Annotated in this window: 21 protein-coding genes, 2 tRNA genes and 2 pseudogenes; 15 read left to right on the top strand and 10 right to left on the bottom strand. The window is 67.7% G+C overall.

Annotation, left to right across the window (positions count from 1 at the left end):
- Positions 1 to 74 precede the first annotated feature (74 nt).
- From pepN to ABS64_RS10135, 3 genes are all read left to right on the top strand, one after another.
- Entirely contained in the window at positions 75 to 2,621 is a 2,547-nt protein-coding gene (pepN, locus tag ABS64_RS10145; protein ID WP_292683382.1) for an aminopeptidase N, read from the top strand.
- Positions 2,622 to 2,731: 110 nt separating this feature from the next.
- Positions 2,732 to 3,643 (top strand): ATP-binding cassette domain-containing protein, encoded by a 912-nt coding sequence (locus ABS64_RS10140; RefSeq protein WP_292683380.1) that lies wholly within the window; start codon positions 2,732 to 2,734, stop codon positions 3,641 to 3,643.
- Positions 3,640 to 4,455 carry an ABC transporter permease subunit gene (locus tag ABS64_RS10135; RefSeq protein WP_292683379.1) on the top strand — a complete coding sequence of 272 codons (816 nt, stop codon included), beginning with the start codon at positions 3,640 to 3,642 and terminating at the stop codon, positions 4,453 to 4,455. Before ABS64_RS10140 ends, ABS64_RS10135 begins: the two co-directional genes overlap by 4 nt.
- A gap of 363 nt (positions 4,456 to 4,818) precedes the next feature.
- On the opposite strand, the gene ABS64_RS10130 is transcribed toward ABS64_RS10135, so the two are convergent.
- Entirely contained in the window at positions 4,819 to 4,947 is a 129-nt protein-coding gene (locus tag ABS64_RS10130; RefSeq protein ID WP_292683377.1) for a hypothetical protein, read from the bottom strand.
- Here ABS64_RS10130 and ABS64_RS14700 point away from each other — a divergent pair.
- From ABS64_RS14700 to ABS64_RS10110, 5 genes and pseudogenes are all read left to right on the top strand, one after another.
- Positions 4,892 to 5,200 (top strand): annotated as a pseudogene (locus ABS64_RS14700) (histidine kinase); the annotation flags it as partial. The gene ABS64_RS10130 and the pseudogene ABS64_RS14700 sit on opposite strands and share 56 nt — an antisense overlap.
- A gap of 29 nt (positions 5,201 to 5,229) precedes the next feature.
- A pseudogene (locus ABS64_RS10125) lies at positions 5,230 to 5,939 on the top strand (response regulator transcription factor).
- 10 nt (positions 5,940 to 5,949) lie between these two features.
- Positions 5,950 to 7,095: a mechanosensitive ion channel family protein gene (locus ABS64_RS10120; RefSeq protein WP_036285441.1), complete on the top strand. Its 1,146-nt coding sequence runs from the start codon at positions 5,950 to 5,952 to the stop codon at positions 7,093 to 7,095.
- On the top strand, positions 7,092 to 7,550 hold the full coding sequence (locus ABS64_RS10115; RefSeq protein WP_036285439.1) for a globin: 459 nt from the start codon (positions 7,092 to 7,094) through the stop codon (positions 7,548 to 7,550). The genes ABS64_RS10120 and ABS64_RS10115 overlap by 4 nt, the downstream gene beginning before the upstream one ends.
- A 41-nt stretch (positions 7,551 to 7,591) precedes the next feature.
- Positions 7,592 to 9,253 (top strand): FAD-binding dehydrogenase, encoded by a 1,662-nt coding sequence (locus ABS64_RS10110; protein WP_292683374.1) that lies wholly within the window; start codon positions 7,592 to 7,594, stop codon positions 9,251 to 9,253.
- 34 nt (positions 9,254 to 9,287) lie between these two features.
- Here ABS64_RS10110 and ABS64_RS10105 read toward each other — a convergent pair whose 3' ends face one another.
- On the bottom strand, positions 9,288 to 9,956 hold the full coding sequence (locus ABS64_RS10105) for a hypothetical protein (protein WP_061683239.1): 669 nt from the start codon (positions 9,954 to 9,956) through the stop codon (positions 9,288 to 9,290).
- A gap of 56 nt (positions 9,957 to 10,012) precedes the next feature.
- On the opposite strand from ABS64_RS10105, the gene ABS64_RS10100 reads away from it, so the two are divergent.
- Positions 10,013 to 10,879: an acyl-CoA thioesterase II gene (locus ABS64_RS10100; RefSeq protein WP_005050306.1), complete on the top strand. Its 867-nt coding sequence runs from the start codon at positions 10,013 to 10,015 to the stop codon at positions 10,877 to 10,879.
- 22 nt (positions 10,880 to 10,901) lie between these two features.
- Here ABS64_RS10100 and ABS64_RS10095 read toward each other — a convergent pair whose 3' ends face one another.
- The 4 genes from ABS64_RS10095 to ABS64_RS10080 are packed head-to-tail and all read right to left on the bottom strand — an operon-like array spanning position 10,902 to position 14,145.
- Positions 10,902 to 11,375 (bottom strand): thioesterase family protein, encoded by a 474-nt coding sequence (locus tag ABS64_RS10095; protein WP_005050305.1) that lies wholly within the window; start codon positions 11,373 to 11,375, stop codon positions 10,902 to 10,904.
- Positions 11,368 to 13,047: an energy-dependent translational throttle protein EttA gene (gene ettA / locus ABS64_RS10090; RefSeq protein WP_292683370.1), complete on the bottom strand. Its 1,680-nt coding sequence runs from the start codon at positions 13,045 to 13,047 to the stop codon at positions 11,368 to 11,370. The genes ABS64_RS10095 and ettA overlap by 8 nt, the downstream gene beginning before the upstream one ends.
- A gap of 53 nt (positions 13,048 to 13,100) precedes the next feature.
- The gene (locus ABS64_RS10085; RefSeq protein ID WP_292683368.1) at positions 13,101 to 13,592 is read right to left on the bottom strand and encodes a hypothetical protein; all 492 of its coding nucleotides are present in this window, start codon (positions 13,590 to 13,592) and stop codon (positions 13,101 to 13,103) included.
- Positions 13,593 to 13,611: 19 nt separating this feature from the next.
- Positions 13,612 to 14,145: a single-stranded DNA-binding protein gene (locus ABS64_RS10080; RefSeq protein WP_292683366.1), complete on the bottom strand. Its 534-nt coding sequence runs from the start codon at positions 14,143 to 14,145 to the stop codon at positions 13,612 to 13,614.
- Positions 14,146 to 14,513: 368 nt separating this feature from the next.
- On the opposite strand from ABS64_RS10080, the gene ABS64_RS10075 reads away from it, so the two are divergent.
- Entirely contained in the window at positions 14,514 to 14,660 is a 147-nt protein-coding gene (locus ABS64_RS10075) for a hypothetical protein (protein WP_231477064.1), read from the top strand.
- Between the two features lie 17 nt (positions 14,661 to 14,677).
- Here ABS64_RS10075 and ABS64_RS10070 read toward each other — a convergent pair whose 3' ends face one another.
- Positions 14,678 to 16,093, bottom strand: coding sequence for a PLP-dependent aminotransferase family protein (locus ABS64_RS10070; protein WP_292683364.1), 1,416 nt, complete (start codon positions 16,091 to 16,093; stop codon positions 14,678 to 14,680).
- A gap of 62 nt (positions 16,094 to 16,155) precedes the next feature.
- On the opposite strand from ABS64_RS10070, the gene ABS64_RS10065 reads away from it, so the two are divergent.
- Positions 16,156 to 16,800 carry a hypothetical protein gene (locus tag ABS64_RS10065; RefSeq protein ID WP_292683362.1) on the top strand — a complete coding sequence of 215 codons (645 nt, stop codon included), beginning with the start codon at positions 16,156 to 16,158 and terminating at the stop codon, positions 16,798 to 16,800.
- 53 nt (positions 16,801 to 16,853) lie between these two features.
- Here ABS64_RS10065 and ABS64_RS10060 read toward each other — a convergent pair whose 3' ends face one another.
- Entirely contained in the window at positions 16,854 to 17,063 is a 210-nt protein-coding gene (locus ABS64_RS10060) for a hypothetical protein (protein ID WP_036285410.1), read from the bottom strand.
- A gap of 67 nt (positions 17,064 to 17,130) precedes the next feature.
- On the bottom strand, positions 17,131 to 18,072 hold the full coding sequence (locus ABS64_RS10055) for a LysR family transcriptional regulator (protein ID WP_292683360.1): 942 nt from the start codon (positions 18,070 to 18,072) through the stop codon (positions 17,131 to 17,133).
- A 119-nt stretch (positions 18,073 to 18,191) separates the two neighbouring features.
- On the opposite strand from ABS64_RS10055, the gene ABS64_RS10050 reads away from it, so the two are divergent.
- Together ABS64_RS10050 and ABS64_RS10045 are read left to right on the top strand one after the other, a co-directional pair.
- Complete coding sequence (locus ABS64_RS10050; RefSeq protein ID WP_292683358.1) at positions 18,192 to 19,184, top strand: putative oxygenase MesX; 993 nt, start codon at positions 18,192 to 18,194, stop codon at positions 19,182 to 19,184.
- Positions 19,181 to 20,242 carry a methionine synthase gene (locus ABS64_RS10045; protein WP_292683356.1) on the top strand — a complete coding sequence of 354 codons (1,062 nt, stop codon included), beginning with the start codon at positions 19,181 to 19,183 and terminating at the stop codon, positions 20,240 to 20,242. The genes ABS64_RS10050 and ABS64_RS10045 overlap by 4 nt, the downstream gene beginning before the upstream one ends.
- A gap of 17 nt (positions 20,243 to 20,259) precedes the next feature.
- Here the strand turns inward: ABS64_RS10045 and ABS64_RS10040 are convergent.
- Positions 20,260 to 20,331 (bottom strand) — tRNA-Arg (locus ABS64_RS10040).
- 86 nt (positions 20,332 to 20,417) lie between these two features.
- Here ABS64_RS10040 and orn point away from each other — a divergent pair.
- The gene (orn, locus tag ABS64_RS10035; RefSeq protein WP_292683354.1) at positions 20,418 to 21,041 is read left to right on the top strand and encodes an oligoribonuclease; all 624 of its coding nucleotides are present in this window, start codon (positions 20,418 to 20,420) and stop codon (positions 21,039 to 21,041) included.
- 34 nt (positions 21,042 to 21,075) lie between these two features.
- A tRNA-His gene (locus ABS64_RS10030) sits at positions 21,076 to 21,151 on the top strand.
- The last annotated feature ends 828 nt before the right edge of the window (positions 21,152 to 21,979 follow it).

Here is a 21,979-nt window from a genome sequence, read left to right as displayed (position 1 = left end):
GCTGGATGGGTTGCCGTCGGCGCCAGCAGTGCCGGATGGTTCAGACCCCACCCCTCACCCACGGGAGTACCGCAGTGCCTGGAGAGAACCTCACCCGCATCGAGGCGCAGGAGCGCCGCGCCATCGTCGAAACGCAGTCGTACGACATCGCGCTCGACCTCACTCGTGGCCCGGAGGTGTTCGGCTCACGCACGGTCGTGTGCTTCGGCGCCACCGAAGGTGCGTCGACGTTCATCGACCTGATCGCCCGCGACGTCCGCGAGATCACGCTCAACGGCACCCCGGTGGACGCGTCCGCCTTCGGCGACGCTCGCATCGTGCTGGAGGGTCTGCGCGCCCAGAACGAGCTGATCGTCGACGCCGACTGCCTGTACACCAACACCGGCGAGGGCCTGCACCGCTTCGTCGACCCGGTCGACGGCGAGGTCTACCTCTACTCGCAGTTCGAGGTTCCCGACTCCCGTCGCGTGTTCGCCGTGTTCGAGCAGCCCGACCTGAAGGCGACGTTCCGCTTCACCGTGACGGCGCCCGCCGCCTGGAAGGTGATCTCCAACTCCCCCACGCCCGAGCCGGTGGCCGGCGATGGTGGCGCCGCGATCTGGGCGTTCGAGCCCACCCCGCGGATCTCGTCCTACATCACCGCCATCGTCGCCGGCCCGTACGAAGCGACCTTCAGCGAGCTGACCAGCGCCTCGGGCGCCGTCATCCCGCTCGGTGTCTACGGCCGAAAGAGCCTCTGGCAGCACCTGGATGCCGAGTACATCTTCGACAAGACGCGTGAGGGGTTCGCGTACTACGAGGAGAAGTTCGGCGTCCCCTATCCCTTCGCCAAGTATGACCAGCTCTTCGTCCCCGAGTTCAACGCCGGCGCGATGGAGAACGCCGGGGCCGTGACGTTCACCGAGACGTACGTCTTCCGCAGCAAGGTGACCGACGCCGTCAAGGAGCGCCGCGTCGTCACGATCCTGCACGAGCTGGCGCACATGTGGTTCGGCGACCTGGTGACCATGAAGTGGTGGAACGACCTCTGGCTCAACGAGTCCTTCGCCGAGTGGGCGTCGACGATCGCCACCGCGGAGGCGACCGAGTGGACCGAGGCGTGGACGACCTTCAACGCGATGGAGAAGACCTGGGCGTACCGCCAGGACCAGCTGCCCTCCACGCACCCGGTCGTCGCCACGATCAACGACCTCGAAGACGTGCAGGTCAACTTCGACGGCATCACCTACGCCAAGGGTGGCTCCGTGCTGAAGCAGCTGGCGGCGTGGGTGGGCATCGACGCCTTCTTCGCCGGCGTCGGTCAGTACTTCCAGAAGCACGCGTTCGGCAACACCGAGCTGTCCGACCTGCTGGTCGAGCTGGAGGCCACGAGCGGCCGCGACCTGTCCGGCTGGTCGCAGAAGTGGCTCGAGACCGCGGGCGTCAACACGCTTGCGCCGGAGCTTCGCGTAAGCGATGACGGCGTCATCTCGCGGTTCGCCATCGTGCAGACCGCGCCTGCCGATTACCCGACGATCCGACCGCATCGCCTCGGCGTCGGCTTCTACGCGCTCGAGGGTGGGGCGCTCGTGCGCACACGCAACATCGAACTCGACGTCGATGGCGACCTCACGGAGGTGCCCGAACTCGTCGGTGAGCGTCAGCCCGACCTCATCCTCCTGAACGACGAGGACCTCGCCTACGCGAAGATCCGTCTCGACCCGCGCTCGCTGACCACCGCGATCGACCACCTCGCCGGTATCAGCGATCCGCTGGCGCGCTCGCTCGTGTGGGGTGCGGCCTGGGATCAGACACGGGATGCCGAGGCGTCGGCATCCGATTACATCGATCTGGTCCTGCGCAACATCGGCGCCGAAACCGAGTCCACGACGGTGCGCACCACCCTCGCGCAGCTGCAGCTCGCCGCGAACGCCTACGTCGCCCCGGACAAGCGCGAGGCCGCGCGGGTGCGCGTCGCCGACGGCCTGTGGGAACTGGCTCAGGATGCCGAGGCGGGCAGCGACAGCCAGCTGCAGTTCGTCACCGCCTTCGCCTCGGCGGCGGCGACTCCCGCCCAGTGGGAGACGGTGCGCGCTCTGCGCGACGGTGAGCTGACGTTGCCTGAACTCGAGATCGACGCCGACCTCTCGTGGGCGCTGCTGGTGTCGTTGGCAGCCGGCGGGGTCGTCTCGTCCGAGCAGATCGATGCGGCGCTGGCCGCGGACAACACGGCGAAGGGCGGAGAGTTAGCGGCGCAGGCGAAAGCGGCCCTGCCCACGGTCGAGGCCAAGCGTGCGGCCTGGGCGTCGCTCGTCGACAGCGCCGACCTGCCGAACACCGTCGTGCGCTCCGCCGCTCTCGGATTCGTGCACCCCGCCGGCATCGCGGCGCTGGAATCGTTCGTCCAGCCGTACTTCGACATGCTGCTGCCGGTCTGGGAGTCGCGGACCTACCAGATCGCGAACTACCTCATCACGGGGCTGTATCCCGCGCCGCTCGCCTCCCTGGCGTTGCGCGACGCGACCCGTCAGTGGCTCGCCTCGCACACCGAGGCCCCGGCGGCCCTCCGCCGGCTCGTGAACGAGAACCTCGCGGGCGTCGAGCGCGCCCTCGCTGTGCAGGAGCGCGACGCCGACAGCTGACCGCGTCCCGCCACGCTCAGCCGCGCATCCTTCGTCCGGACGAGGGTGCGCGGCTGATCTCATCCTCTCGCAGGATGTGGTGCCGACCTGGGTCGCCGTAGCGTCGAAGCATGATTGTTGCGGAGAACCTCACGAAGAGATACGGAAGCACCACCGCCGTCGACGACGTCTCGTTCACGGTGCGACCCGGGCAGGTGACCGGCTTTCTCGGCCCCAATGGCGCCGGAAAGTCGACGACCATGCGCATGATCGTCGGGCTCGACGCCCCGTCGGCGGGCCGCGTGAGCGTCGGTGGGCACCGGTACACGCAGAGTCGTTCACCGCTCACGGAGGTCGGCGTGCTGCTCGATGCGAAAGCCGTGCACACGGGGCGTTCGGCCCGTGGGCACCTGCGTGCCATGGCGGCGACCCACGGCATCGCGAACACGCGCGTCGACGAGGTCATCGCCCTCACCGGTCTCGAGGCTGTCGCGGGCACGCGCGCAGGGAAGTTCTCCCTCGGCATGGGGCAGCGACTCGGCATCGCGGCGGCGCTTCTCGGCGACCCGCAGACGCTGATTCTCGACGAGCCGGTCAACGGCCTCGACCCCGAAGGCGTGCGGTGGGTGCGTCAGCTCGTGCGTCATCTGGCGGGAGAAGGCCGCACCGTGCTGTTGTCGAGCCACCTGATGAGTGAGATGTCGCAGACCGCCGACCACGTGATCGTCCTCGGTCGCGGACGCGTGATCGCCGACGCGCCCCTTCCCGATTTGGTGCGGGCATGGACGCGCAATGAGGTGCTCGTCCGCACCCCGCGCGCATCCGATCTCGCCGGAGCGCTCGGCTCGCCAGACGTCACGGTGACCGATGCCGGCGACGGAGGCCTGCTCGTCGCGGGCGTCAGCGCTCGCGCGATCGGCGATCTCGCCGCTGAGCGCGGCATCCCCCTGCACGAGCTCACACCACGAACCGGTTCGCTTGAAGAGGCCTACATGGCGCTCACCGAAGGCGCCGTCCAGTACAAGACGAAGGAGATCGCATGAGCACCGCGACCGTCCCGACGGCATCGTCCGCTGCGCAGACACGTGCCGCGGCCTCGCCCTACCACCTCACGTTCGCCCGCGTCGTTCGCAGCGAGTGGCTCAAACTGCTGTCGCTGCGCTCGACCTGGTGGTCGCTCGCGATCACCGTCGCTCTGTCCGTCGGCATCTCGCTGTTGATGGCCTCCGCATTGCGTGACTTCGACGCGGGGTTCGCGCCGGTGATGGTCATCGTCATGCCGATGCAGTTCACGATGCTCGTCGCCGGCATCCTGGGAGCGATCGCCATCACCGGGGAGTACTCCACGGGGATGATCCGCTCGACTCTGACGGCAGAGCCGCGTCGTGGCGCCGTGCTGGTCGCGAAGGCCCTCGTCGTGGCGGTCGTCCTGGCCCTGACGACCGCGGTGACCTACGCGATCGCCGTGCTGACGACGGCACCGATCCTCAAGACGGCGATCGACTGGTCGGATCCCACGCTGTCCTGGTTCCCGCTGCTGGCGGGTGTGTTCGCCCTGGCGATGTTCGCCCTGATCGGTCTCGGCTTCGGCTTCATCGTGCGCAACGGTGCCGGCGCGATCGCGGCGACCGTGGGCGTGCTGTTCGTCCTGCCGATCGTCCTCAGCATGTTCTCCTTCGCCGGCGAGGGCTGGAAGTGGATCGTGGATGCCAGCGCCTATCTGCCCGTGTCGGGGGCGCAGTCCGCGACCACCGCCGGTGGCGAGGACGTGCTGCGAGGCGTGGCGACCCTCGCGGCATGGCCTGCCGCGCTGCTTCTCGGAGCCTGGGCGAGCCTGCGCGGTCGGGACGCCTGAGCTGGAGGAGATGACCGCTGAGAGCCGCAGCTCGCTGGACACGGGGTCCAGCGAGCTGCGGCTTCCGCGTCCACCCGGCGTGATCCGCCGCTTCTGGGCGCGCCATCCTCGCCTGACCGACGTCATCGTCGCTCTTCTCACCGCCCTGGTGACGTTTCCCGCCCCAGGACGGGACGATTTCGCCGGCGACGCGCGGCTGTGGACGGGGGTGCGTCCCGTCGTCGTCGTGCTCACCCTCGCGTGCGTGGCGATGCTCTGGCGTCGCCGTCTCCCACTGGTGCCGTTTTCGCTCGCGGCGGTGGGCGTCGTTCTCGCCGTGTCATCCGGTGCGGGTGTGGGGGCGGCTACGACGGCCGTCGCCGTCTACGCCGTCGCCGTGTACGCGGGGTCCTCGGCCGCGTGGATCGCGTCGGGAATCGTCGTCGGTGGGGCGGCGATGGCCGCGGGCACCGCCGTCCTGCTCGGGGCGTTGCCGTGGTCGACGGCGGTCAACGGGTGCGCCGCTCTTGCGGTGGGCCTCCTGCTCGGGTGCCTCGTGGGCGTGAACATCGGCAACCGCGCCCGTTACGTCGAGGCGCTGATGGAGACTTCCGGTCAGCTGTGGGCCGAACGCTCGCAGCACGCGGAGCACGCCGCCGCTGCCGAGCGTGCGCGCATCGCTCGCGAGATGCACGATGTCGTGGCGCACTCGCTCACGGTGATGGTCGCGTTGGCCGAGGGCGCCACGGCCACGGAGGATGCGGCGCGCGCCCGTGCGGCGACGGGCCCGACCCGATTCGTGTCGTCATCGCCGACGACGGCAGCTCATCCGGCTCGGGTTCGGGCTGGTGCTCGACGCGGAGCACGACATCACGGTGGTGGGCGAAGCCGCCGACGGCGCCGACGCCGTCGCCCTGTGCATCGCCCTCCGGCCGGACGTGGTGCTCATGGACGTGCGCATGCCCCGCCTGGACGGTGTGGCGGCGACGGCGCGCGTCGTCGCCGAGGCGCCGGAGACGCGGGTGCTGGTGCTCACGACGTTCGACCTCGACGAGTACGCTTTCGGCGCTCTGGATGCCGGGGCCAGCGGCTTCCTGCTGAAGGACGTCGAGCGCAGCGCGCTGGTGACGGCCATTCGCGCCGTGGCAGCCGGCGATGCCGTGCTGGCGCCGCGGGTGACCCGTGAAGTGCTGCGTCGGCGCGCCGTCCGGGCGCCCGCGTCGCACTCCGTGGACGATGCCGAGAGGTCGGCCATCGAGGCGCGGGTGGGCGAGCTCACGCCTCGGGAGAAGGACGTGTTCTTCGCGCTGGCGCGCGGGCTGACGAACGCCGAGATCGCGCGCGAGCTGTTTCTCAGCGAGAGGACCGTGAAGACCCACGTCGGTCGCGTGCTCGCCAAGCTGGGTGCGCGAGATCGCATTCAGGCCGTCATCATCGCCCATTGGGGTGGGTGGGCCGACGACTCCCCCGCGGGTTCCCAGAACGGGCAGAGCCGGCCTCGTTAGGATTGAGGAGATGCGGTACTTCTCTGACTCCGGCGGCGGAGCGACGGCCCCCGTGATCGACCCCGGGGTGTGGACGGCGATCCTCACCTGGCTGGGCGAGGCCGGGGTGAACCTCCTCACGATCGCGGGCATCATCGTCGGTGCGTTCATCGTCTCGTGGGTGCTGCGCCTGGTCATCCGGAGGATCGTCAACCGGATCGTCTCCGGCGCCAAGAGCAAGGCGAACGTCGATGACACGCAGGCGTTGGAGCGCTCACCGCTGGCCGCCATGCGGCTCGTGCAGCGCACCCGCACGCTCGGGTCGATCCTGCAGAACATCGTCAACGTCGCGATCGTCACCATCGCCATCCTGCTGACCTTCAACGTGCTCGCTCCCAGCGCGCTCGGCTCCTTCGCGCTGCTGTCGGCGGCGATCGGCGCCGGCCTCGGCTTCGGTGCGCAGAACATCGTCAAGGATGTGCTCAACGGCATCTTCATCGTCGCCGAGGATCAGGTCGGCATCGGCGACGTCGTCGATCTGGGTCTGGCCACCGGCATCGTGGAGTACGTCAGCGTCCGCATCACGCACGTCCGGGACGTCAACGGGACACTCTGGTACGTACGCAACGGCGAGATCACCCGCATCGGCAACATGTCCCAGGGATGGTCTCGTGTGATCATCGACCTCGCTCTGCCGGTCGACGTCGAGATCGATCAGGTCGAGAAGACCATGCTCGCCACGGCGAAGAACCTCGCGAAGGATCCGAAGTGGCGCACCCGCGTGATCGAGCAGCCCGAGGTGTGGGGCCTGGAGTCGATCACGGGGGACGCGCTCGTCATCCGTCTCGTCATGAAGACGCGTGCCAACGCGAAGGACGATGTCGCCCGGGAACTGAGGATGCGTCTGAAGCGGGCGATGGACGAAATGGGCGTCACCCTTCCGTCGATGAACACGGTCATGCTGGCCGGCCTCGAGGGCGCCCAGCGCGTGCGCGGCGCCAACCCGCCGCGCACGCGGCCGACACCCGTCGCGACGGCGGACGGCAAGGGCATCTGGAAGCCCAAGCGCGGCGGAAAGGCGGCCCCCGCGCCGACGGCCTCCGGCGGGGCGGATGCCGCGACGTCCCCGGACGGCTCGACGACGACACCGAAGAAGACGGATGAGGAGAGTTCGTGAGCGACGACGCGGAGACGTTCTATGCGCAGGTCGGCGGGCACGAGACCTTCGTGCGGCTCGTGGATGCCTTCTACCGCGGCGTGGCCGCCGACGACGTGCTCAAACCGATGTATCCCGAGGACGACCTGGGCCCCGCCGCCGAGCGGCTCACCCTCTTCCTCGAGCAGTACTGGGGCGGACCGACGACGTACAGCGAACGACGCGGGCATCCACGTCTGCGCATGCGGCACATGCCTTTCCACGTCAATCCGGACGCGCGGGATCGATGGTTGACGCACATGCGCCGTGCCGTCGACGAGCTTGAGCTGTCTCCGCTGCACGAAGCCACACTCTGGGACTACCTCCAGCGCGCCGCGCATGCCATGGTGAACACATTCGAGCCGCGTGGGATCGGTCCCGAACGGACCCCCACGGCATCCTCGCTACCGCTTCATCCCTCGGATCCGACGAGCTGACGCTCCCCCTCCGGCACGGGACCACGACGAAGGAGTCGACGATGGCAAAGTCACAGCATCACGAGGCGGACGTGCTCGTGATCGGGTGGGGCCTTGCCGGGCTCGTGGCCGCGACGGAAGCGGCCGCCGCCGGGCGGCGCGTGATCATCGTCGACCAGGAACCACGCGCCAACCTCGGCGGCCAGGCGTTCTGGTCGTTCGGCGGCCTGTTCTTCGTCGATTCTCCGGAGCAGCGACGGCTCGGAATCTCCGACTCCCTCGAGCTCGCCCGTCAGGACTGGTTCGCCACGGCGCAGTTCGACCGCGACGATGATCATTGGCCGCGCCAGTGGGCCGAGGCCTACCTCGACTTCGCGAGCGGAGAGAAGCGGGCCTGGTTGAGGGAGAAGGGGGTCGGCTTCTTCCCCGTCGTCGGGTGGGCGGAGCGCGGTGGATACAACGCGACGGGCCCGGGAAACTCTGTGCCGCGCTTCCACATCACCTGGGGAACGGGCCCAGGACTGGTCGCGCCGTTCCAGGCGTCCGTGGAGGCCGCGGAAGCGACCGGGCGCATCACGATCCTCCCCCGTCACCGCGTCACGGCACTGAGGACCCACGCGGGGGGTGTGACGGGCGCGCACGGCGACGTGCTCGCCCCCTCAGCGGCCGCGCGAGGAGAGCAGACGTCGCGGGACGTCGTCGGCTCGTTCGAGATCCTCGCGGCCGCGACGATCGTGTCCTCCGGCGGCATTGGCGGCAACCACGATCTCGTCCGCGCACAGTGGCCGGCGCGATTGGGCACGCCGCCGACGCGGATGATCACGGGCGTCCCCGCGTACGTCGACGGGTCCATGCAGCCCGTCGCGCGGGCGGCCGGGGCGCACCTGATCAATGGGGACCGCATGTGGCACTACGTCGAGGGCATCCAGAACTGGAGTCCGATCTGGCCGAACCACGGCATCCGGATTCTCCCGGGCCCGTCGTCGGTGTGGCTCGAGGCGACGGGTGCGCGCCTCCCGGTGCCGTTGTACCCCGGGTTCGACACGCTCGGCACACTGGCGCACCTGCGGCGCACGGGACATGACCATTCCTGGTTCGTGCTGTCGCAGAAGATCATCGAAAAGGAGTTCACGCTCTCCGGAAGCGAGCAGAATCCCGATCTCACCGGGAAAGACGTGCGTCTGCTGCTGCGTTCGCGACTCGGCAAGGGAGCCGCAGGTCCCGTCAAAGCCTTCATGGACCGGGGAGCGGATTTCGTCGTCCGCAGGTCGTTGGACGAGTTGATCGAGGGCATGCGGGCTCTTCCCGGTGGCGAGGTGCTCGATCCGGAGCTCGTGCGCCGCGAGATCGAGGCGCGCGACCGCGAGATCGCCAACGACTTCACGAAGGATGCGCAGATCGCGATGCTCAGATCCGCACGCGCGTTCCGCGGCGACCGCCTCATCCGCACCGCGGCACCTCACCGGATTCTCGACCCGGCGAACGGACCGCTGATCGCCGTCAAGCTCCACGTCCTCACGCGGAAGTCTCTCGGGGGCATCAAGACAGACCTGTCGGCACGGGCGTTGGACGAACGGGGCTCCGTGATCCCGGGGCTGTTCGCCGCCGGTGAGGCGGCGGGCTTCGGCGGCGGCGGTGTGCACGGCTACCGGGCTCTGGAGGGCACCTTCGTCGGCGGATGCCTCTTCTCCGGTCGCATCGCGGGACGGGCGGCAGTCGGTTAGTGTGCCATCGCCGCGGGGCGGGTCAGATCACGTTTCAGGCGACGCCCGTCGCCCGAACCTCCGTCAGCCCCGTGTGCACGCGCGTCCGTGTCAGCACGTGCCCGCGTTGCAGAGTGATCCGCGTCCACGGGCCGCTGCGCCGAACCGCGGCCGTCTCGCCACCGGCGATGAAGCCCAGAGCGAAGGCGGCGAACGCCACCCCACGGGGCAGCTGGCCCAGCTCCCCGTCGGCCTCCCCCCACACCTGGGCGCGCACGAGCCGGACCACGTCTTCACCGGCGGCCTCGGGGACCGCTTCGGCCACGGCCGCGATGCCCCATTGCGCGCGCGAGGCGAGTGTGGCGGCCTCGATGCTGCTCTCCTCCACCCAGCCGCCCCGCGGCGGAGACACTCCCGCCCACGGTGCCGTGACGGCGGAGTCGGGGAGAACAACCGCGCGCGGGTCGTCGCCGATCGTGAGTGACGCGGCATCCACGACGAGATCGCACTCGAGTTCGGGGTCGACGCGCACGAACCGCATCCCGAGCACGGTCGGGGTGGACTCCAGCAGGCTCTGGGGTGCGAGCGGCGCCGACGTCAGCGCGAGTGTCCCCCCTGCGGCGCGCAGGCGCACGGCGCCGTCACCGAGTCTCGCAGCGCGGTCGGCGAAAGTGAGGACGTCCGACCTCGTCGAAGGGTCGGGGAACCACAGCTGTGCAGACATCCGACTTAAACTATCAAGCGGTACGGATCACGGACGGAGAGCGTGTGGGAGCAGGGATGCGCGGCGAGACCGATCCGGTCGCCGAAATGCTGGACGTCCTGGATATCTCCTCCGGTGACGCCCGGACGACCGAGGACATCTTCACCGGGATCTCCCACCCGATGCCGACGGGCCGCATCTTCGGGGGCCAGGTGCTGGCCCAGGCCATCATCGCCGCGGACAGGACGACCGGCGACGATCGCGTGCCCCATTCGATGCACGGGTACTTCCTGCGCCCCGGCGACGCGACGCGGGGAGTCACCCTGTCGGTCGATCGCATCCACGACGGCCGCTCCTTCTCCACGCGCCGCACGCAGGTCTACCAGGACGGGGTGCCGATCTTCTCGATGATCGCCTCCTTCGAACACGAGGATGCCGGGTTGGACCACCAGAGCCGCATGCCGGAGGACGTCCTCGGTCCCGAAGAGGCGCTCGCGCGATGGGAGACGACGCGGCGGCATCCGCTGTCGCAGCGCCTTCTGGATCGCAACCCGATCGAGGTCGTGCATGCCGAGGGAGCGATCTACGACGCGGTGCATGGCGAGCACGTTCCCGCCCAGAACGTCTGGATGCGGGCGAAGCGGCCTATCGGGAGCGATCCCGCGCTGCATCGCGCCGTCTTGGCCTATATGAGCGATCTGACCATCCAGGAGCCGGTGCTGCGCGGTCATGGGATCGCCTGGTCGCAGCCCGGGCTGAAGGTCGCCAGCCTCGATCACGCGATGTGGTGGCACCGGCCCGTGCGCGTCGACGAGTGGCTGCTGTACGTGCAGAACTCGCCCAGCGCGCGCGCCGGGCGCGGGCTCTCTTCGGGTCGGATCTTCACGCGCGAGGGCGAACTCGTCGCTTCGGTCGGGCAGGAGATCATGGTCCGCGTCCCCTGACACCGGCTGACTCGTCGGGCTGTCAGCGCCGCCGGAACGACACCGGGTCACCGAGGTAGGGAGCCCACGCGTCACGCATCGTGTCGGTGAGTCGCACCGGTCGGAAGGTGTCTGCTTCGACGAGCACGACGGATGAGGATGCCTTCGCATACAGCGTCTGACGCTCGTCGCCGCGCGGGCTGTAGACCTCGTAGCAGACCTCGATACTCGATCCTCCGAGCTTTCCGAACCACATCTGGATGTCGAGCGGCTCGCGCCTGTACGGCACCGGCGCGAGGTACTCGATCTCCTGATGAGCGATGAGCGTCAGCACACCGGCATCCGTACCCGCCTCGATCACCGCCGTGTCGGGTGCTTCGTCGCCGAAGACCGGCGTCCAGAACACCCGCACGCGCGCTTCTTCGAGCAGCTTCAGCATCGTCGCGTTGTTGACGTGGTTGAAGGCGTCGAGGTCGCCCCATCGCAGGTGGATGGGGACGTGCAGTCGCTCAGTCACGGGTGAGCTTGCGGTGGGTCGAGCGGTGCGGCTTGGCCGCGTCCGGGCCGAGGCGCTCGATCTTGTTGGCCTCGTACGCCTCGAAGTTGCCCTCGAACCAGTACCACTTGTCGGGGTGCTCGTCGGTGCCCTCGTAGGCGAGGATGTGGGTCGCGATGCGGTCGAGGAACCACCGGTCGTGGGTGATCACCACCGCGCAGCCCGGGAACTCCAGGAGGGCGTTCTCGAGCGAGCTCAGCGTCTCGACATCGAGGTCGTTGGTGGGCTCGTCGAGCAGGAGCAGGTTGCCGCCCTCCTTCAGGGTGAGTGCCAGGTTGAGACGGTTGCGCTCACCGCCGGAGAGCACCCCCGCCTTCTTCTGCTGGTCCGGGCCCTTGAAGCCGAACTTCGACACATAGGCACGCGAGGGGATCTCGGTCTTGCCGACCGTGATGATGTCGAGGCCGTCCGAGACGACCTCCCACAGCGTCTTGTTCGGGTCGATGTTGGCGCGGCTCTGGTCGACGTAGCTGATCTTGACCGTCTCGCCGACCTTGAGATCGCCGCCGTCGAGCGGCTCGAGGCCCACGATCGTCTTGAAGAGCGTCGTCTTTCCGACGCCGTTGGGGCCGATGACACCCACGATGCCGTTCGGGGGCAGGCTGAAGCTCAGCCCGTCGATGAGGGAGCGATCGCCGAAGCCCTTCTGGAGCTTCTTGGCTTCGATGACGACGCTGCCCAATCGGGGACCTGCCGGGATCTGGATCTCTTCGAAATCGAGCTTGCGCGTACGCTCCGCCTCGGACGCCATCTCTTCGTATCGGGCGAGACGAGCCTTCGACTTCGTCTGACGCCCCTTCGCCGAGGAACGGACCCAGTCGAGCTCGTCCTTGAGGCGCTTGGCGAGCTTCGCGTCCTTCTTGCCCTGGATGTCGAGGCGCTCGGCCTTCTTCTCCAGATAGGTCGAATAGTTGCCCTCGTAGCCGATGAGCCGGCCGCGGTCGACCTCGGCGATCCACTCCGCGACATTGTCGAGGAAGTACCGGTCGTGGGTGATGGCGATGACCGCGCCCTTGTACGACTGCAGGTGCTGTTCGAGCCAGAGAACGCTCTCCGCGTCCAGGTGGTTGGTGGGCTCGTCCAGCAGCAGCAGGTCGGGCTTCTGCAGCAGCAGCTTCGCCAGTGCCACCCGGCGGCGCTCGCCTCCGGAGAGCTTGGTCACGGGCTCGTCCGCGGGCGGGGTGCGCAGCGCGTCCATGGCCTGCTCGAGCTGCGAGTCGAGGTCCCAGCCGTCGGCCGCGTCGATCTCCTCCTGCAGCACGCCCATCTCGGCCAGCAGGGCATCGAAATCTGCGTCCGGGTCGGCCATCAGCGCCGAGATCTCGTTGAAGCGGTCGACCTTGGCCTTGATCGCCACGCCCTCCTGGATGTTCTCCAGGACCGTCTTGGTCTCGTCGAGCTCGGGCTCCTGCATCAGGATGCCGACAGTGAAGCCCGGCGTCAGCTTGGCCTCACCGTTGGACGGCGCGTCCAGACCGGCCATGATCTTCAGGATCGTCGACTTGCCGGCGCCGTTGGGGCCGACCATGCCGATCTTGGCCCCGGGGAGGAACGCCATCGTGACGTCGTCGAGGATGAGCTTCTCGCCCACTGCTTTGCGGGCACGGACCATGGAGTAGATGTATTCGGCCATAACGGGCCAAGTCTACGCGGCCGTGGTGACCTCCACGGCGTGCGGGCGGCTGGTCACCAGTCGATCGGGCGTGTCTGTCCGACCAGGCACGTGCCCTCCGGCACGAGCGGAAGCACGCGCGCCTGCGGGCCGGGTACCGACGGGCCGACCTGTCCGACCAGGCACTCGCCCTTCCACTTGACGGAGAACTGGACCGAGTCGGCCTGATTTCCGACCGTCGTCAGATCCTGCGTGACTTCCATGGCCGACTTGTCGAAGCCGCCCGCAGTGAGCGCGTCGATGTATGCCCGCCCCTGCGCCGCCTGTGGACCGGACGCCACCGCGTCGACGATCGACGTGAAGTAGGGCAGATTCTGGGCGGCAGAGCCGTTCGGCATCAGCGCTGGTCCCGTCGGAGTCGGTGTGGGTGTCGCCGTGGGCGTGAGGGACACCGACAGTGTGGGTGTCGGGGTGGGGGCTGCGGTGGTGCAGCCGCTGAGCATGAGGACCACGCCGACGCATGCGGCGAGGGAGAAAGGGACCGCACGCTGACCGACGTTTCGCACGTCACGAGTCTAGGCGGCGTCAGAACGGGGTTGTGTCCTCGCCCGCTGTGGCCCACCCGCTGGCGCTGACGAGGGCGACATCCGGTTCTTCGGGTGAGGAGGCCGCGTCGCTGGAAGCCTCCGTGCTCTGTGGAATGTCGGAGGGGCCGTCGCCGGGCACGGCCCACCCCGTGCTTTGCGCCACAGTAGCGGACGCCGACGGTGTGGTTCCCTTCTGGAAGCTCGTGGTGCCGAACATGAGGTCATGGCCGAGTCCTTCGGCGTCGATCTCGGCGGAGGATCCGCTCTTTCCTCCCGACTCCCATTGCTTGACGTGGAACCGTCCGGTGACGATGACCCGCTGCCCCTTCTCCAACGATGCCAGGGCGTGATCGGCCAGCTTCCTGTATGCCGAAACCCAGTACCAATTGGTGTGACTGTCGACCCACTGACCGTTCTCGAGGCGTCGTTCGCTGCTCGCGAGTCGAAAACTGATGGCGGGGATGCCGCCCGGCAGTTCCCGACGCTCGGGCTGGGACGCGACGTTGCCGATGACGGTGATGCGATCGCTCATGATGACTCTCCTTGTCTTCGATGCCCGGACGATCCGGCTGGCGCCGCGACCGGCGTATCCTTCGTGCGCCGCGGCACCCTCAGCGTCCTTCTCGCCGCAGAGCGTCGACGCGAGGCGCGAGCAGATTGTGGAGACGGCGCCGAAGCGCAGAGATGGGGAGGAGGCGTCGATCGGTCGTCCGACGGCGGCGCCCGGGGGTGCCGACGATGTCGGAGGGAGAACGTATCTTCGAAAGTGGCGGTGTCAGTGGCGGTGACGGGAGTGGCGACATGATCAGTGCGGCAACGGCCCTACCTCGGTCCGTGCGCGGGTGTTCCTTGCGAGCGGTGTCCGACCGTCGGTGGAGGGTCATCGACAGACGCGGCGTCGTGATCGGACACGTCCGGCGCGAGCAGTCGGCGCAGGGGACGCGTTTTCACGCGGAGCGCTTCGAACTCGCCCGAGCCAGAATGCGCGAGCTGGGCTCGTTCTGCAGGCTCGACGAGGCGGTCGAGTGCCTGGCGTATCTGCGCTGACGAGCAAGCCGCGCTCGTCACACCACCGCGTCGAGGATCTCGCCGCCGTGCACGGGGGCGGCGGCTCGCACCGAGGGCCACGCGTCGGCGAGCGTGTCGACGGCGCGTCGGAGCTCCTCGGGTGGTGCCGTGAAAGGCAGGCGGAGATGACGGTCGTGCGTCCCGTCGACCCCGAATCGCGACCCGGACGAGAGAGAAACGCCATGGGCGCGGGCTGCGAGGACGAGCCCCGTGCTCAGAGGCGCATCCAGCTCCACCCAGAGCGCCACGCCGCCGTGCACCTGCGGGATCTTCCACTCCGGCAGGCGGCGGGTGAGCGCATCGACGAGAGCGTCTCGGCCCGATCTGAGCAGCAGAGAACGCTGCGTGAGAATCTCCGGCAGGTGGCTGAAGAGACGAGCGGCGACCGCCTGCTCGAAATCCGGTGTGCCCAGTTCCCTGGCGGGGCGCGCCGCGACGATTCGCTGCACGAGTTCCCCGTCCGCGCGGATCCACCCGATGCGCAGACCACCCCAGACGATCTTGCCGAGCGAGCCGACGCGCACCACGGCATCGTGGCCAAACGCCGGTGATGCGGCCGGAACGTCGATGGTCAGATCGGCGGTGGTCTCGTCGATGACGAGAGTGGCGCGCGAGGCGCGGGCAGCGTGTGCGAAGGCTGCCTCTTCCTCGTCCGTCATCGAGCGGCCCGTCGGGTTCTGGAAGCGTGGCATCAGATAGGCCATCCGTGGCTGCGTTCGTGTGAACACTTGAGCCGCGCGATCGAGGTCCCAGCCTCCGCCGATCGTGACCGGCACAGCTACCAGGCGCGCGCCGGCGGCACGAATCGCCTCGGCCGCATGGGGGTACGTCGGCGTCTCGATGACCACCCGATCCCCACGACCGACGAGAACGGTCGACAGGAGGTGGATCGCCGACTGCGCACCCGTCGTCACGACGATCTGGCTCGGGTCGGTCGGGATGCCGCGTGCGCTGTATCGGTCTGCAATCGCTTCTCGGAGTTCGATGGCGCCCCGGATGTCATAGCCCGACCGAGCGACGATGCGTGCGGCATCCGCCGCGGCCTCCGCGATGATGCCGGCGAGCCCCGGCCACGCGGCGGGACTGGCCTGTTGCAAATCGATGGCGCCGGTCGTGGCCGCTGCGCCTCCGATGTCACGGCTCGGCCGCGCCGTCGTCACGCTTCCCGATCCGCGAAGGCTTGCGATATGACCGGTGTCGCGCAGGCTGCGATATGCCGCAGCGACCGTCGTTCGGCTCACCGAGAGTGCAGCGGCGAGTTCTCGTTCGGCAGGAAGAGCGGTGTGCGCGGCGATGCGGTTGTCGAGGCACAGGATGCGGATGCTGTCGGCGAGGGCCTCATACGCCGGCTCCCGCGTGCGCCACCCGCCCAGCATCCCGGCGAACGTCCGTGCCCCGATCCTCGAGTCCATGGTGGCCACGGTATCCGAATTGGACTGGTAGTAGATGTCCAATTGTGAGATTGGATTGCTGCATGACTGCACGTCTTGCTCGCCTGCTCATCGGTCTCATCCTCTACGGCGTTGGTTGCGGCGTCATGGTGCAGGCCCAGATCGGCGTGGATCCTTGGACGGTCTTCGCGCAGGGACTGTCGGTGCAGACGGGGGTGGGCATCGGATGGATCACGAACCTCGTCGGCCTGCTCGTGCTGCTGCTGTGGATTCCGCTGCGCCAACGGCCGGGCATCGGCACCCTTGCCAACATCCTCCTCGTCGGAACCAGCATGCAGCTGACGATCTTGGCGCTTCCGACGATGAATGGATTCGTGACGCAAGTGATCGTGTTCGTCGGCGGGATGGCGCTGGTCGCGCTGGCCTCGGGAATCTACATCGGAGCGCGTTTGGGGCCGGGGCCGCGCGATGGCCTCATGACCGGCATGAACTCCCGGCTCGGGTGGCCGGTGTGGGCATGTCGACTCACGATCGAGGCGACCGTGCTTCTGTTCGGGTGGCTCCTCGGCGGCACCGTGGGCCTCGGCACGGTGCTGTTCGCAGCCGGCATCGGTCCCCTGGTCCACGTCGCTCTGCGACTGCTCGACGTGTCACGTCGCGGGGCCGCGGCCGAGGTCGACCCCGGTCGAGACCCGGTCGCGGCGGCGGGCGCCCCGCGCGTGGGCTGATCCGATCGCGCAGGGACGCGCGCCGTGGCGGTGCGGGCTGCGCCGCAGAGCGCCTAGTGCTGGCGGAACTGCGGCCAGTCGGACCCGGGAGCAAGGTGGCTGTGGAGGGCGCTCTTCGCGACCTCCATGGACGGATACGTGCCGACACTCGCGGTGGCGCCGGCGACCGTGGGCGTGTAGCCCTCCTCGCTCTTTCTCACCGTGCCGACGACGTTGCCGTCAGTGCCGTATGCGACCCACAAGGTGGATGATGCCGAGGTCATGATGACTCCTCTCGTCACCGCCGACGGTACGCGCTCGCGGCGGAACTATCGAGGGGTCGGCTCACCGTCATCCGACGAGCGACACTCCGAAGCCGGCCACCACCTGGCGCAGTTCGGTGAGGTAGCGCTGGGCCTGGTCGGTCAACGGCACCGCCGTGCGCCCGATCCATCCGATCTCGATCTGCTCGTCGACGTCGAGCGCAACGGCCACGATCTCGGGATCGAGGTCGTCGCTGATGATGCCCGTCGAGATGGTGTAACCGTTCAAGCCGATCATCAGGTTGAAGATCGTGGCGCGATCCGAGACGCGGATCTCGCGCGAGCTCGACAGCGTCGACAGGATCTCTTCGGCGAAGTAGAACGAGTTGTTCGCACCCTGATCGAACGTGAGTCGAGGCAACGATGAGAGGTCTTCGAGACTCACGCTCCGCTGCAGCGAGAGCGGGTTTCGGCGCGAGACGAAGACGTGCGGTGCAGCGACGAAGAGCGTGTGAAATGCCAGCCCCGAGTCGCGCAGGAGCTTTCCGATGACGTTGCGGTTGAACTCATTGCGAAACAGGATGCCGAGTTCGCTGCGCAGCGTGCGCACATCCTCGATGATGTCGAAGGTGCGCGTCTCCCGCAGCGAGAACTCGTACTCGGCGGCATCAGTTGCTCTGACCATGCGGACGAACGCGTCGACGGCGAAGGAGTAGTGCTGGGTGGAGACGCCCAGCAGGCGCCGCGAGGGGGCAGCACCGAGGTAGCGCTGTTCGAGCAGTGCAGCCTGCTCGACGACCTGGCGGGCGTATCCGAGGAACTCGATGCCGTCGGTGGTCAGGCTCACTCCGCGGGCGGATCGCAGCAGCAGGTCGCGTCCGATCTTCTTCTCGAGGTCGCGCATCGCAGCGGACATCGTCGGCTGCGACACGAACAGCAGGTCGGCCGCCGCACTGATCGACCCCTCCGCAGCGACCTCGATGAAGTACTGGAGCTGCTGCAGCGTGATTCCCATCGGGGGTCGAGACATAGCCACAGACTATATGGGTGCATAGTTTGAGCGCATTACTCGATGACAGCGCTCGTCCCGCATGCTCGGATCAGCATCATTCGCGGCCGTACCGGCCCCGGCCCAGGATTGGCCCTCGCATGGCGAACGACATCGCTTTCAGCATCACGACCACTCGTTTCGACGAGGACTACGCACCCGCCGCACATTCGCGTGTGACGACGAACTTCGCGAATCTGGCCCGTGGAGCCGGGCGCCGCCAGAACCTCCGCAACGCGCTCGCGATGATCGACCGTCGGTTCAACGATCTCGCCGCCGGCGACGATCAGGGCGCCGAGCGCTATCGGGTCGAACTCGACATCGTCACGGTGCAGCTGCAATTCGACGACACGGCCGAGGCCGAGCGCTTCCCCATCATCGAGGTTCTCGACGTCGGCATCCTCGATCACTGCACGGGTGAACGCCACCGCGGCATCGTCGGGAACAACTTCTCCTCATATCTGCGCGACTACGATTTCAGCGTCGTGCTGCCGGCAGCGACAGCTGCCGCGGGGACGTTCACCGTTCCGGAGGATTTCGGCATCCTGCACGGTGAGCTCTTCCAACGGTTCTTGGCGTCGGATGCCTACCGCCAGCGCTTCGCGGGCTCGCCGGTGATCTGCATCAGCGTGTCGACCAGCCGAACGTACCGTCGCACGGGCCTCGTACACCCGGTACTCGGCATCGAGTACGTTCAGGATGCCTTCTCTCTCACCGACGATTACTTCGCCCGGATGGGTCTGCAGGTGCGCTACTTCATGCCGCGCGGCTCCGTCGCACCACTGGCGTTCTACTTCCGCGGCGACCTGCTGAACGACTTCTCCGATCTGCAACTGATCGGCACGATCGCGACGATGGAGACGTTCCAGAAGATCTATCGTCCCGAGGTGTACAACGCACTCACCCCCGCCGGCGAGGTCTACCGTCCCACCCTGGACCATGTCGACTTCGTCCGCACCGAGATCGACTACGACCGTGATGAGCGCAGCCAGCTGGCCGTCACCCAGGGCCGCTACGCCGAGGAGTACTTCGTGAAGCCCCACCTCCAGACCCTGGAACAGTGGATCGCCGGCGTGGCGGAGCCCGTCGCATGACCGGCGACGGCACCGTCCATCAGGCTCCTCTGCTGCCGGTGACGACGGTCGGCAGCCTCCCCAAGCCCGCCTGGCTCGCCGAGCCCGAGGTGCTCTGGTCGCCGTGGCAGCTGCACGGCGACGTGCTCGCCGATGGCAAAGGCGACGCGCTGCGCGCCGTGGTGCACGAGCAGCAGCGGCGCGGCGTCGACATCATCACCGATGGCGAACAGACCCGTCAGCACTTCGTCACGACCTTCATCGAGCACCTCGACGGCGTCGACTTCGACAACCGCGAGACGGTGCGCATCCGCAACCGCTACGACGCCAGCGTGCCGACGGTGGTCGGCGCGGTCGGTCGTCGCGCGTCCGTCTTCGTCGAGGATGCCGCGTTCTTGCGCGGGCAGACCGACCTGCCCATCAAATGGGCTCTGCCAGGACCGATGACGATGATCGACACGTTGGCGGATCGGCACTATGGCAGCCGTGAAAAGCTCGCGTGGGAGTTCGCGACGATCCTCAATGAGGAGGCTCGCGAACTCGAAGCCGCCGGAGTGGACATCATCCAGTTCGACGAGCCGGCGTTCAACGTCTTCTTCGACGAGTTGAAGGACTGGGGAATCGCTGCGCTCGAACGCGCCGCGGAGGGCCTGCGCGTCGAGACCGCGGTGCACATCTGCTACGGGTACGGCATCAAGGCGAACACCGACTGGAAGGCGACACTCGGATCCGAGTGGCGTCAGTACGAGGAGTCCTTCCCTCTTCTGCAGCGCTCGCGTATCGATATCGTCTCGCTGGAGAGCCAGCACTCGAATGTGCCGATCGAGCTCATCGAACTGATCCGCGGCAAGAAGGTCATGCTCGGCGCCCTCGACGTGGCCAGCGCGCACGTCGAGACCCCGGAAGAGGTCGCGGCGGTGCTGCGGCGGGCGTTGCCGTTCGTCGACGCCGACAAGCTGATTCCGAGTTCGAACTGCGGGATGGCCCCGCTGTCACGGGAGGTCGCATTCGGCAAACTGAGCGCACTGTCCGCCGGAGCAGCACTCGTGCGCTCGGAGCTGGCAGGCGCGGACTCGTGACGGGCGGCTCGATGCGGTGCCCCCGGCAGGATTCGAACCTGCGACCAACGGATTAGAAGGCCGTCGCTCTTCCACTGAGCTACGGAGGCGCTCTCCCAGCGTACTGTGGTCGCCGGCCCGTCGCTGATCGTGACGCGTCGGCGCCGAGGTCGCAGGCCCTCATTAGGATGAACGCATGGTGAATGCCGCGGAGAACGATCGTCTCGTCTGGATCGATTGCGAGATGACCGGTCTCGACCTCGACGTCGACGAACTCGTCGAGATCGCGATCGTGGTCACCGACTTCGAGCTCAACGTCCTCGACCCCGGCTTCCAGGTGGTGATCAAACCTGACGCCTCGGCGCTGGCGAACATGAACGATTTCGTCACGCGTATGCACGAGACCTCCGGGCTCCTCGCCGAGATCCCGGACGGTATCAGCCTGGCCGAGGCGGAGTTCGAAGCTCTTGCGTACATCCAGAGGTTCGCTCCTGAGGGCAAGGCGCCGCTTGCGGGAAACACGATCGGCACCGACCGGATGTTCCTTGCAAAGTACATGCCGCGTGTCGACCGCTGGCTCCATTACCGCAGCGTCGACGTCTCCAGCATCAAAGAGCTGTCTCGGCGCTGGTACCCGCGCGCGTACTTCAACGCGCCGGCGAAGGACGGTGGCCACCGGGCACTGGCCGACATCCTCGAGTCGATTCGTGAGCTGGCGTACTACCGGCAGGCCGTCTTCGTTCCGGAGCCGGGGCCCTCCAGCGACCAGGCACGCGACGCGGCGGCCGCCGTCGTGTCGTCGTATGCCTCCGGTGTGTAATACAATCGTCTGGTTGCCTGGAGGCAGGCGCATGGTGGCTATAGCTCAGTTGGTAGAGCACCGCGTTGTGGTCGCGGGGGTCGCGGGTTCAAGCCCCGTTAGCCACCCCAAACGGGTCAGGTGTGAACTTGCGACCAAGGGTCCGCCCTTGGTCGCGGTTCGCGCCTGGCCCATCTTCTTTGCCTCGGCGGCCCAGCTCAGGGCGTCGGCATGGAGGCCGGAAAGGCTCAGCCCGTCGTACGGGTTGCGGTAGCCGACGCGCACGTCGTTGTCCTCGTCGATGTAGATCGTCTTGAACAGCGCCTGATTGATGAGCCGACGGTTCGCGTCGTCGGCGTGCTCGTAAATGTCGGCGGCGTTGGACAGCAGTTTCAGGGGGTCGTCGAGGTTCTCTCGCGCAGCCGCGTAGTGGCCGTGGTGCGCGCCGATCCTGTGTTCGATAGTCTCCAACGAGGCGGTGATCCGGTCCTGCTCCTTCTTGAGGAGGTGGAGTGGGATGGCTCCGGCGTAGTGGGCTTGGAGCAGCTTCTGCTGCTCACCTTCGAGCTGGGTTCTCCGGGACGCGAGGTCGGCGAGTTCGGCGGCACCTTCGGCCATCATCTCGTCGAACCGGGCGTGAATCATCGCCGAGAGCGCCTCGATCGTTTCCGGGTCGAGCTGCACCTTGGCGTAGAAGCGCTCGATGAGTCGTTCGACCTGCTCGATCAGCATCGCTTGCCGGGTGCAGTCGCCTCGTCCTCCATGCCGACTCGCGCACACGAAGTACGGGTAGATCGTGCCCTGACTGCTCTTGGCGTTGCACACCAGTAGCCGCGAGCCGCACTGCCGGGCATGAGAAACGAACTGGTGACAGGTTCGGTTTAGGCCGCGAGTGTGAGCGGCTCGGCTAGCTTGGCTTCGAACTCGATGGGCGTCAAGCCGCCGAGGGTGTCCTGGGC

Source organism: Microbacterium sp. SCN 69-37, from assembly GCF_001724435.1.
In the GTDB taxonomy this organism is placed as follows: Bacteria; Actinomycetota; Actinomycetes; order Actinomycetales; family Microbacteriaceae; genus Microbacterium; species Microbacterium laevaniformans.
Note: the sequence above shows the minus strand (reverse complement) of the source record. Positions and strands in the feature narration are given on the sequence as shown.